14 protein-coding genes are annotated in these 9776 nt (G+C 66.5%); 7 read left to right on the top strand and 7 right to left on the bottom strand.

Features of this window, described 5'->3' with window-relative positions; translation table 11 throughout:
- From MJ956_RS02425 to betB, 6 genes are all read right to left on the bottom strand, one after another.
- The coding region (locus MJ956_RS02425; RefSeq protein ID WP_253962891.1) for an alpha-ketoacid dehydrogenase subunit beta at positions 1 to 850 on the bottom strand (850 nt) is incomplete at its 3' end.
- A gap of 132 nt (positions 851 to 982) precedes the next feature.
- Positions 983 to 2215, bottom strand: a complete 1233-nt coding sequence (locus tag MJ956_RS02420; protein ID WP_253962889.1) for a 3-methyl-2-oxobutanoate dehydrogenase (2-methylpropanoyl-transferring) subunit alpha — start codon at positions 2213 to 2215, stop codon at positions 983 to 985.
- 100 nt (positions 2216 to 2315) lie between these two features.
- Positions 2316 to 2474 (bottom strand): hypothetical protein, encoded by a 159-nt coding sequence (locus MJ956_RS02415; protein ID WP_253962888.1) that lies wholly within the window; start codon positions 2472 to 2474, stop codon positions 2316 to 2318.
- 60 nt (positions 2475 to 2534) lie between these two features.
- Positions 2535 to 3260, bottom strand: coding sequence for an anti-sigma factor (locus MJ956_RS02410; protein ID WP_253962887.1), 726 nt, complete (start codon positions 3258 to 3260; stop codon positions 2535 to 2537).
- Positions 3257 to 3817 (bottom strand): sigma-70 family RNA polymerase sigma factor, encoded by a 561-nt coding sequence (locus tag MJ956_RS02405; protein WP_253962886.1) that lies wholly within the window; start codon positions 3815 to 3817, stop codon positions 3257 to 3259. Before MJ956_RS02405 ends, MJ956_RS02410 begins: the two co-directional genes overlap by 4 nt.
- Before the next feature lie 114 nt (positions 3818 to 3931).
- Positions 3932 to 5395 carry a betaine-aldehyde dehydrogenase gene (gene betB / locus MJ956_RS02400; RefSeq protein ID WP_253962885.1) on the bottom strand — a complete coding sequence of 488 codons (1464 nt, stop codon included), beginning with the start codon at positions 5393 to 5395 and terminating at the stop codon, positions 3932 to 3934.
- Positions 5396 to 5654: 259 nt separating this feature from the next.
- On the opposite strand from betB, the gene MJ956_RS02395 reads away from it, so the two are divergent.
- Positions 5655 to 6095, top strand: coding sequence for a glyoxalase superfamily protein (locus MJ956_RS02395; RefSeq protein ID WP_253962884.1), 441 nt, complete (start codon positions 5655 to 5657; stop codon positions 6093 to 6095).
- A 140-nt stretch (positions 6096 to 6235) separates the two neighbouring features.
- Positions 6236 to 6601, top strand: a complete 366-nt coding sequence (locus MJ956_RS02390; protein WP_253962883.1) for a DUF427 domain-containing protein — start codon at positions 6236 to 6238, stop codon at positions 6599 to 6601.
- 54 nt (positions 6602 to 6655) lie between these two features.
- On the opposite strand, the gene MJ956_RS02385 is transcribed toward MJ956_RS02390, so the two are convergent.
- Positions 6656 to 6943: an Rdx family protein gene (locus MJ956_RS02385; protein WP_253962882.1), complete on the bottom strand. Its 288-nt coding sequence runs from the start codon at positions 6941 to 6943 to the stop codon at positions 6656 to 6658.
- 104 nt (positions 6944 to 7047) lie between these two features.
- On the opposite strand from MJ956_RS02385, the gene MJ956_RS02380 reads away from it, so the two are divergent.
- From MJ956_RS02380 to MJ956_RS02360, 5 genes are all read left to right on the top strand, one after another.
- A complete protein-coding gene (locus MJ956_RS02380; protein ID WP_253962881.1) occupies positions 7048 to 7866 on the top strand; it encodes a potassium channel family protein in 819 nt (272 codons plus the stop codon).
- A gap of 98 nt (positions 7867 to 7964) precedes the next feature.
- A complete protein-coding gene (locus MJ956_RS02375; protein WP_253962890.1) occupies positions 7965 to 8312 on the top strand; it encodes an ArsR/SmtB family transcription factor in 348 nt (115 codons plus the stop codon).
- Positions 8309 to 8845 (top strand): arsenate reductase ArsC, encoded by a 537-nt coding sequence (locus MJ956_RS02370; RefSeq protein WP_253962880.1) that lies wholly within the window; start codon positions 8309 to 8311, stop codon positions 8843 to 8845. Before MJ956_RS02375 ends, MJ956_RS02370 begins: the two co-directional genes overlap by 4 nt.
- Positions 8842 to 9555 carry an aquaporin gene (locus MJ956_RS02365; RefSeq protein WP_253962879.1) on the top strand — a complete coding sequence of 238 codons (714 nt, stop codon included), beginning with the start codon at positions 8842 to 8844 and terminating at the stop codon, positions 9553 to 9555. Before MJ956_RS02370 ends, MJ956_RS02365 begins: the two co-directional genes overlap by 4 nt.
- 39 nt (positions 9556 to 9594) lie before the next feature.
- Positions 9595 to 9776: thioredoxin domain-containing protein (locus MJ956_RS02360; protein ID WP_479768633.1), on the top strand; the 182-nt coding region annotated here is incomplete at its 3' end.

The following is a 9776-nucleotide window of genomic DNA, read 5'->3' as shown; positions in this document are numbered from 1 at the left end:
CGCCGAAGCCCGAGGTCATCGTCGCCTCGTGGACGACGACGCAGCGGCCGGTCTTCTTCACCGAGGCCTCGATCAGTTCCAGATCGAGCGGCACCAGCGTCCTGAGATCGATGATTTCGGCGTCCACCTCCGTCATCCGCGCCGCCTCTTCGGCGACATGCACCATGGTGCCATAGGCGAGAACGGTGACGGCCGACCCCTCGCGCCGCACGACGCCCTGCCCGAGCGGCACGATGTAGCGGCCCTCGGGACCCTCGCCCAGCGGGTGCTTCGACCAGGGCGTGATCGGCTTGTCGTGATGGCCGTCGAAGGGGCCGTTGTAGAGCCGCTTCGGCTCCAGGAAGATCACCGGGTCGTTGTCCTCGATCGCCGCAATCAACAGCCCCTTGGCATCGTAGGGATTGGAGGGGACGACGGTCTTCAGCCCGGAGACGTGAGTGAACAGCGCCTCCGGCGACTGCGAATGGGTCTGGCCGCCGAAAATGCCGCCGCCGGTCGGCATTCTGACGACGAGGGGAGCGGTGAAATCGTTGGCCGAGCGATAGCGCAGCCGCGCGGCCTCCGACACGATCTGGTCGTAGGCGGGATAGACGTAATCGGCGAACTGCATCTCAACAACCGGACGAAGACCATAGGCGGCCATGCCGATCGCCGTGCCGACAATGCCGCTTTCGTTGATCGGCGCGTCGAAGCAGCGGTTCTTGCCGAAGCGCTCCTGCAAGCCCGCCGTGCAGCGAAACACCCCGCCGAAATAGCCGACATCCTCGCCATAGACGACGACGTTGTCATCCTCTTCCATCTTCACGGCGTGAGCGTCGCGGATCGCCTCGATCATCGTCATGCGCGGCATCGGATCATCGGCCTCCGGCTCGTGGGGGTGCCGGAGGAGGCGCCATTCTTCGCTCCGCAGGGCAGAAGAACGCGGCTTCATGGCCTTCGTCCTTCCCCCCCGACATCAGGTCGACCCACGGAGCGCCCATCCTCAATACCCCGCCTGCTGGCGCTGGCGCCGCAAGTGCGGCGGCATTTCCTCATAGACGTCCTCGAACATGTCGCGCACCGAGGGTTTCGGGCCGGTGTGCAGCGTGCCGTGCGCTTCCGCCTCCTTCTGGGCGGCCAGGATCTCCGCGTCGATCCCGGCCTCGGCCTGGACATGCCGCTCCTCGCTCCAGGCCTCGCGGACGATCAGATGATTCTTCAGCCGCTTGACCGGATCGCCGAGCGGCCAGGCGTCGGTTTCCTCCTTCGGGCGGTAGGCGGAGGGATCGTCGGAGGTCGAATGGGCGGCGGCGCGATAGGTCACCCATTCGATCAGCGTCGGCCCGAGATTTTTTCGCGCGCGCTCCACCGCCCATTTCGAGGCGGCGTGGACGGCGAGATAATCGTTGCCGTCGACCCGCAGCGAGGGAATGCCGAAGCCGAGGCCACGGGCGGCGAAGGTGCCGGAGCCGCCCCGCGCGATGCCCTGATAGGTCGAGATCGCCCACTGGTTGTTGACAATGTTGAGGACGACGGGGGCCTTGTAGGTGGAGGCAAAGACCAGCGCCGAATGAAAATCGCTCTCGGCGGTCGAGCCGTCGCCGATCCAGGCGGCGGCAATCTTCGTGTCGCCCTTGATCGCCGAGGCCATCGCCCAGCCGACGGCCTGCACGAACTGGGTCGCCAGATTGCCGGAGATCGAGAAGAAGCCGTGCTGCTTCGACGAATACATGATCGGCAATTGCCGACCCTTCAGCGGATCGCGGCGGTTGGAATAGATCTGGCACATCATGTCGACGAGCGGGTAGTCGTCGGCAATCAACAGCCCCTGCTGGCGGTAGGTGGGAAAGTTCATGTCGCCGGGGCCGAGCGCCTTGCGGAAGGCGCAGGCGATCGCCTCCTCGCCGAGGCACTGCATGTAGAAGGAGGTCTTGCCCTGGCGCTGGGCCATCAGCATGCGCCGGTCGAAGGCGCGCACCCGCATCATCGTCTTCAGGCCGGCGAGAACCGCCTCGTCATCCAGCGTGCCGGCCCATTCGCCGGTGGCCTCGCCATTGCGGTTGAGCACGCGGATGATCGAATAGGCAAGGTCGCGGATCTCGGCGGGGTCGACATCGACGGGCGGGCGTCTGACCGAGCCGGCCTTCGGAATCTTGACCCCGGAGAAATCCGGCGTGCCGCCCGGCCGCACCTCCGGTTCCGGCACATGCAGACTGAGCGGTCGGTCGTCGGCCATGAGCGCATCTCCCGTCGCGACCGAAAAACCGCGGGCCGCGTCCGCCATTCAATCTAACGGGATTGGAACGGGAGGAAAGCCATCCGGCCAGCCGGAGCCGTTATTCGGGGCGGATCAGCACCGCCAGGCTGAACACGACCAGCGCGGCCAGCGCTATTTTCCAGAAGTCGCCGCGCTTTTTCAGCCCCGGCAGGCCGAACGGCCTGATCAGGTGGGCGATCATCAGAATCAAAAACAGGAGGGAGAAGAGTTTGCTCATCCCCCAAGCGAGTAGTCCATTCGATGGGTCGGCGCCACCGCCGCCGGCCGAGGCGGATCGTCAGATCTGGTTCAACGGACCCGAAGCGACGACCGGGCCGGTCGGAAGACCGGTGGGCGAGCCGCCTTCCGGCTCCATGGAAACCGCCAGCGCGGTCGCGGGGGCGTCGAGTTCACCGGTCTTGAGCACGACGCGCAGCGGCCGCTCCATGGTGATCAGCCCGAGCGATCGCGGCGCGCCCCCGCCGGCCGGCAACAGCCACAATTCGGGCACGCGGCCCGGTTCGGCGGCGCCGGCGACCGGAATCAACGTCGCCGTCGCGGTGTTCATGTCGATGACCACAGTGACGAGCGGCGTGCCGGTGTCGGAGGCGAGCGTCGCCGTCAGGGTGCCGTCGGCCGCGACGGGCGCGCGGAGGTCCTGCCCCGCGACCAGAATCAGTGCGGCGAGGCTTGCGGCCGCGAGCCCCATCGCGCCGATCCCGAGCCACTGCCAGAGCGCGGAAACCCGGCGTCCCCTCGGTTCGGAGCGCCCGGCGGGCCGGCGGGTGACGCGGTCGAGATCGGCGGCGATTCGCGGCCACAGGCCGGCGGGGGGTTCGGCCGGCGGGACGGCGGCAGCCAACGGCCCGAGACGCTCGGCCCAGGCATCGATCTCGGCGCCGAAGGCCGGATCTTTCGCGGCGCGGCGCTCGAGGGACCGGCGCGTCGCACCGTCCAGCACGCCGAGCACGTACTCGGCGGCCACATCCGCGTCGTCCCGTTCCTGATCGAGCGGTGCGCTCATCGCGACAGGCATCCCTTCAGCTTCATCAGGCCGCGCCGGATCACGCTTTTAATCGTTCCGAGCGGCATCTCGGCCTTCCGGGCGAGTTCGTCATAGGTCAGGCCGCCGAAGAACGCCGAGGCGATCGCCGCCCGCGTCCGCTCGTCGAGTTCGCCGAGACAGGCGGCGAGCTGACGGCCTTCGTCGGCCCGATGCAGCAATTCCAACGCGTCCGGATTCTTGTCCGCGAGGTCCACCGCCGCGTCGACGGATCTGTCATGGGCGCGCGGTCCGATCTGGCGCAGCCGGTCAATGGACCGGTTGCGGGCGATGGTCGCCAGCCAGGTGATCGGGCTTGCGCGAGCGGGATCGAAGCTGTCCGCCCGGTTCCACACGGTCAGATAAACGTCCTGCAACACATCCTCGGCCTCTTCGCGATTGCCCAAGATACGCAAGCATATACCGAAAAGCTTCGCCGAGGTGCGATCATAGACCTCGTGCAAGGCGGCCTTGTCGCCGCTGGCGACGGCGCGCAATCGTTCGACGAGGAACCCGCGGCCCGCGTCGGCGCTCACCATTGTCATCTCGCCCGACTGTCCGTTCGCTCGCCGATCATGCGAAACAGCGGAACAACGTCGCCGCCGCAATGTCAACGCGGCGCGGGTGCGACATTCCGGCGAGCGGGCCGCCCCTCAGTAGGGCGATTCGCTGACGCCCATTTCGACATAGACGGACTTCACCTGGCTGTAATGCTCCAGCGCGGCGCGACCGTTCTCGCGGCCGAGGCCTGAGCGCTTGACGCCGCCGAAGGGCATTTCCACCGGCGTCAGATTATAGGCGTTGATCCAGCAGGTGCCGGCCTGGAGCTTCGCCACCACCCGGTGGCCGCGCTGCATGTCCCTCGTGTAAACGCCCGCGGCGAGGCCGAACTCGGTGGCATTGGCGCGCCGGATGGCTTCGGCCTCCTCGTCGAAGTCGAGCACGCACATCACTGGCCCGAAAATCTCCTCGCCGGCGATGCGCATGGCGTCGGCAACGTCGGTGAAGACGGTCGGCTCGACGAAGCTGCCATCGGCAAAGCCCGAGACCCTTGCCGCGTGGCCGCCGCAGGCGAGCGTCGCGCCCTCTTGCCGGCCGATCTCCAGATAGGAGAGCACCTTGTCGAACTGGGCCTTCGAGACCAGCGGGCCGAGATCGGTATCCTCCTGCATCGGATCGCCGAGCCTGATCGCTTTGACGCGCTCGACCAGCTTTTCGACGAAGGCCGGACGGACGGAGCGCTCGACGAAGACGCGGGTGCCGTTGGAGCAGATCTGACCGGTGGAATAGAAATTGCCGAGGATCGCGCCGGAGACGGCTGCGTCGAGATCGGCGTCGGCGAAGACCAGGATCGGCGACTTGCCGCCAAGTTCCAGCGTCACATGCTTGGTCGTCGCCGAGGCGGCCTCCATCACCCGCGCGCCGGTCGGCACCGAGCCGGTGACCGAGACCTTGGCGATCCTCTTGTGGCCCGCCAGCGCCGCGCCGACGGCGCCGAAACCCTGCACGACGTTGAAGACGCCGGCCGGCACGCCCGCCTCGGTCAGGATCTCGGCGAGCTTCAGGGCCGAGAGCGGCGTCACCTCCGAGGGCTTGAAGATCATGGCGTTGCCGCAGGCGAGCGCCGGAGCGGCCTTCCAGGAGGCGATCTGGATCGGATAGTTCCAGGCGCCGATGCCGGCGCAGATGCCCAGCGGCTCGCGCCGCGTATAGGCGAAGGAGCCGCCGAGATCGATGTATTCGCCGTTGATGTCGGCGGCGAGCGCGCCGAAATATTCGAGGCTGTCGGCGCCGGAAGCGGCGTCCGCGACCAGGGTCTCGGAGATCGCCTTGCCGGTGTCGAGGGTCTCCAGTTCGGAGAGCTCCCGGTTGCGCTCGCGCATGATCCCGGCCGCCCGACGCAATATGCGGCCGCGCTCGGCCCCCGTCATCGCCGCCCAAACCGCCTGCCCCCCCTCCGCGGCCTCCACCGCCCGCTCGATCAGCGCCGGCGTTGCGGCATGCAGCCGGGCGATCACCTCACCGGTCGCCGGATAGGTACTGTCGAAGACCGCGCCGGCCGCGTCCTCGGCATAGCCGCCGTCGATGTAATGGGAAGCCGTCGGCTGGGCGCGCATGAGAAGTTCCTTTCGGTTGGTTGGCGAGGTTCTAACGGGCCGGACCCGGTTCGGCCACCGGAAAGGCCCATATTGAAAGCGCTCCCAGACCCGCTTATCTGTGGCGCCGGGCCGAGGGAGCCCGCCGCTCGCGGGCGAAAGCCCAAGGTGAATTCCCTTTTCGATCATCCGTGACGCCATCAGCGATGACATGCGGCCGGACGGCAATTGCGAGCCCCGAACCTTCGACGCCGCGTGCGAAACCGCGAAAGGTACGCAGATGACCGGCATGACCCAATCCCTGTCCGTCCATGACTACAAGGCCCAGGCCAAGCGCCTCCGGGCCGGGCTGGAGCAGGACGGCCATAATTTTACGCACAGCGCCACGCTGGAACTCGTCGCCCGCCAGCACGGATTCCGCGACTGGAACACGCTGCACGCTTCGGCGGAGCAAAACCGGACCGTCGCCGACCTCCTCATCGGATCGCGGGTCGAAGGACATTATCTCGGCCGGCGCTTCACCGGCGAGTTGATCGCGTTGCAACGGCTGTCGAAGAGCGGCCGCTTCCGGGCGACCATACAGTTCGACGCGCCGGTCGATGTCGTGGCGTTCGAGAGCTTCTCGGCGTTCCGGCGGCGGGTGACCGTCACGGTCGATTCCAGGGGCGCGACGGTGGCGAAGACCTCGGACGGACGGCCGCATCTGGAACTGGTGCTTTAAACGCAGGCCCATCACGGCGCCGGGCGGCCTTCCCGCCCGGTTTCGCCACCCCGAGACCGGACCGTTCGTCGCAGCGGCGGAACCGGGGATCGCCATCCGGCTTCTGTGATGGATCGAATCTTTCACGAAGGGACACGACCATGGCCGCCGACCTCGCCGAACGCATCAGAGAGCGCATCAGCATCGAGCCGGCCACGGGGCCGGTGACCGTCACCTTCCACGGCGCCGTGATCGCTTCGGCCGACAACGCGCTGGTGCTGACGGAAACCGGCTATGATCCGGTTTACTACTTGCCGAAAGACCGGGTGGAGATGGCGTTTTTGCATCCGTCCGACCGCAGCACGACCTGCCCGTTCAAGGGCGAGGCGCGCTACTGGTCGATCTCGGCCGAGGGCAAGGCTGCCGAGAACGCCGTGTGGGCCTATGACAGCCCGCATGACGGCGTCAGCGAGATCGCCGGCCATGTCGCCTTCGACAAGCGCTATGTGACCATCGACGCGGGGTGATCGCCGGCGAACGGGCAGGGCCGACGGGATTCGCCGGTTCCGCCCGGCCCGAACTCACCGGTCGTTGTGGCCGAGGTCGCGCGCCGGGTCGAGCCGGTCGCGCACCCGCTGCTTGAGGATTTTCGCCTCGGGAAACCCGCCATCGGCCTTGCGCTCCCAGATCGTTTCGCCGTCGTAGCGGATTTCGAAGACGCCGCCGCTGCCCGGAAGCAGGGCCACCTCCCCCAGGTCCGACCCGAAGGTCGACAGCAGCTCCTGCGCCATCCAGGCGGCGCGGAGCAACCATTGGCATTGCGTGCAATAGGTGATGGTGATCCGCGGAGCGGTGTTCTTCTGGCTCATCGCTTCGTTGCCTCCCTATGGCCGCGGTCCGGCGCCGCGTGTTAACGCCCCCTTCGCACGGACTGGTTCACACTGTCCTTCCCGCGAGCGGACCCCTGACCTCGATGCTTCGAACCTTCTTTCCCGCAACCGATATCCATGGCCGAAGCTTCAGGACGCGTTTCACCCGGGCGCGGGTGAGGCTGCGCCGGCTCTATCATGGGCATTCGCGCACAGCGCTGCGCTTCCAGATGGCGGTGCTGATCGTCGATCTGGCGATCATCGCCCTGTTCATCGCCAGTCCGGTGCTGCGCGAGACCCGCTGGTTTCTCTATATCGACTATTCGGTCGCCGCCGTGCTGGCGCTCGACATTGCGGGGCGCGGCTTCGCCGCGCGCGAACCCCTGCGCTGGCTGCGGCAGCCCTTCGTCCTCCTCGACCTGCTCATCCTGGCGTCGCTGCTCATGCCCTACTGGCTGTTCAACATCGGCTTCCTGCGGATCATCCGGCTGTGGTCGATCTCGCAGAGCGGCGTGTTGTGGCGACCGCTGCGGCGCCATGGCTATCAGGAATGGGAGCTGCTGGCGCGCGCGATCGTCAATCTCGTCACCTTCCTGTTTCTGGCGACGGGCTTCGTCTACACGACCTTCTTCAGGACCGGGTCGGGAATCGAGGGCTATCTCGACGCGCTCTATTTCACCGTCGCCTCGGTGACGACGACGGGCTATGGCGACATCACCCTCGGCGGACCCTGGGGCAAGCTGACCTCGATCGTCATCATGATCATCGGCATCTCGCTGTTCGTGCGGCTCGCCCAGGCCGTGTTTCGCCCCAACAAGGTGCATTTCCCCTGCCCGCAATGCGGCCTGCAACGCCACGAGCCGGACGCGGTCCACTGCAAGGCCTGCGGTTACGCTCTGAAGATCCCCGACCACGAGAGATAGGCGCGGAACCTTTCCGGCCGAATTGCCGCCCTCCCGGGAATACAGCGCGGCCGGGCGCTGTCATTCCGATGTTACAAACATCCTTGTATTATTTCGGGATGGACGATGAAATCGCCGTCACCGCTCTTGCCGCGCTCGCTCATCCGGATCGCCTCGCCGCCTTCCGGATGCTGGTGAAGGCCGGACCGAACGGCCTGCCTTCCGGCGAGATCGCCGGGCGACTGGCGATCTCTCCCAACCGCATGAGCTTCCATTTAACGGCGCTGGAGCGCTCCAACCTCGTGAGTTCCCGGCGGGCTGGCCGTCACATCCTCTATGCCGCGAGTTACGAGGCCATGCGCAAGCTGTTGGCTTTTCTGACCGAGGACTGCTGCGGCGGACGTCCGGAGATCTGCGGCGATCTCGGCGCGCTTCTGCCCGACTGTACGGAGGATGTCTGTCAATGACCCGCGACGAGCCGCTCAACGTTCTGTTTCTATGCAGCGGGAACTCGGCCCGATCGATTCTCGCCGAGAGCATCATGAACCGCAATCATGGCGATCGCTTCCGGGCCTATTCCGCCGGCAGCGACCCACGCGGCGCGGTTCATCCGAAGGCCATCGAGCTGCTCCGTCGGTTGAATTTCCCGACCGAAGGCCTGCGATCGAAATCCTGGGAAGAGTTTGCCGCGAACGGAAACACCGCCGTGCCGCTCGACTTCATCTTCACCGTCTGCGACGACGCGGCCGGCGAGACCTGTCCCGCATGGCCGGGCCAGCCGATGAGCGCCCATTGGGGCGTGCCGGATCCGGCAAAGGCCGAAGGCACGCCGAGCGAAATCGCGGTGGCGTTCGCCGACGCCTTCCGGATGCTGAGTAACCGCATTGCGGTCTTCGCCAGCCTGCCATTGGCGAGCCTTGGCCGGCTCAGGCTACAGAAGCGCCTCGACGAGATCGGGACGGGCCAGGACGAATTCGCGGATCAGGAATCCGGCATTTGAGCACCGCGCCGGATTTCGACATACGCCGACGGCTGGTCGCCGAAGCCCTCGGCACGTCGCTGCTCGTGGCGACCGTCGTCGGCGCCGGCATCATGGCTGAGCGCCTCACTGTGGACACGGCGCTGGCGCTTTTGGGAAACACCATCCCAACCGGCGCGATTCTGATCGTCCTGATCACCATCCTCGGGCCGATTTCCGGCGCGCATTTCAACCCGGCGGTGACGCTGGCAATGTTGGTCAGAGGCGCGATCACGCCGCGCCATGCCGGGGCCTATGTCGTCGCACAGATCGCCGGGGGCCTCCTCGGCACCATTGCCGCGCACGCCATGTTCGACCTCGCTCTGTTGCAACTTTCGACGACGGACCGCACCGGCCTCGCGCAATGGTGGGCCGAGATCGTCGCCACCTTCGGGCTCGTCGGCGTCATTCTCGGGGGATTGCGATTTGCCGTTCCGGCGATCCCCTGGCTCGTCGGCCTCTATATCACCGCCGCTTACTGGTTCACCGCCTCGACCTCCTTCGCCAATCCTGCGGTCGCTATCGCACGAGCCTTCTCCGACACGTTTTCCGGCATCCGGCCGCTCGATGTGCCGGGCTTCGTCATCGCCGAATGCATCGGCAGCCTCATCGCGGTTCTTCTCTTCGGCTGGCTGCTCCATCCTGGCGCGCGGCTGTCGATTCGGGGCGCCCTGCGCAGGTCCGCCGAATAGACCCGCCGCACGCTTTTTCCCACGCAACACGGGCAAATCATGACCGTTACGATCTATCACAACCCTGACTGCGGAACGTCCCGCAACGTCCTCGCGATGATCCGCCGGTCAGGCGAGGAACCGGAGGTGATCGAGTATTTGAAGCACCCGCCGAGCCACGAAACGCTGATCGAACTCCTCGACATGACGGGCTTGAAGCCCCGCGACCTCTTGCGCCAGAA

It is taken from the genome of Aurantimonas marianensis (genome assembly GCF_024195285.1).
In the GTDB taxonomy this organism is placed as follows: Bacteria; Pseudomonadota; Alphaproteobacteria; order Rhizobiales; family Rhizobiaceae; genus Aurantimonas; species Aurantimonas marianensis.
Note: the sequence above shows the minus strand (reverse complement) of the source record. Positions and strands in the feature narration are given on the sequence as shown.